Source organism: Bartonella sp. AA18HLJMS (assembly GCF_042197245.1).
GTDB lineage: Bacteria > Pseudomonadota > Alphaproteobacteria > Rhizobiales > Rhizobiaceae > Bartonella.
Window position 1 is genome coordinate 1 of sequence record NZ_JBHIRP010000093.1, and the last position, 563, is coordinate 563.

Sequence of the window (563 nt, forward strand, 5' to 3'; positions counted from 1 at the left end):
TTATTCTCCGCATGTTGCTCTGCATAAACAGCAGCTTCATAGGGTGGCGTAAAGATGCCATTAAAGGACACATGCACCTTGCCATCAGAACCTTCTTGTAAATGCTGCTTTTCTTCATCCGTTAAATAATGGAACTTGGGGATTTTTTGTCCACGAGCGTCTTTGATATACTGTCCATTTGCATCTATTTCATAGATTGTATTACCCTTTTCATCACGGTCGACCACAGCGATGGGGTGCTCTTTGATAAACATGGTTTTATAGGAGTCATCACTGTATTTAAATCCTTCTTCTAAAAGTTGGGTTGCCATTTCACGGTTTTCATGGACGATTTGTTCCAGCTTGCCTGCATCGAGCTGTTGTACACCTTTATGGGCGGTGGCAGTATCACGATTAAGGGAGGCTATGGCTTGCTCAACATCTTGCCCTGTTAATGCCTTCTGCCCTGCTTCATCAGTAATGACGATGGTGCCATCGCTAATGGCAGATTTGGTATATCCTTCCTCTGAATCTTTAGCTTTTGAATGATCTAAGACATTTTTAGCAATGTTTTTCCCGACACC

General features: G+C 42.6%; 1 pseudogene. It reads right to left on the reverse strand.

Features of this window, described 5'->3' with window-relative positions:
- Positions 1 to 563 (reverse strand): annotated as a pseudogene (locus ACFINW_RS10120) (filamentous hemagglutinin); the annotation flags it as partial.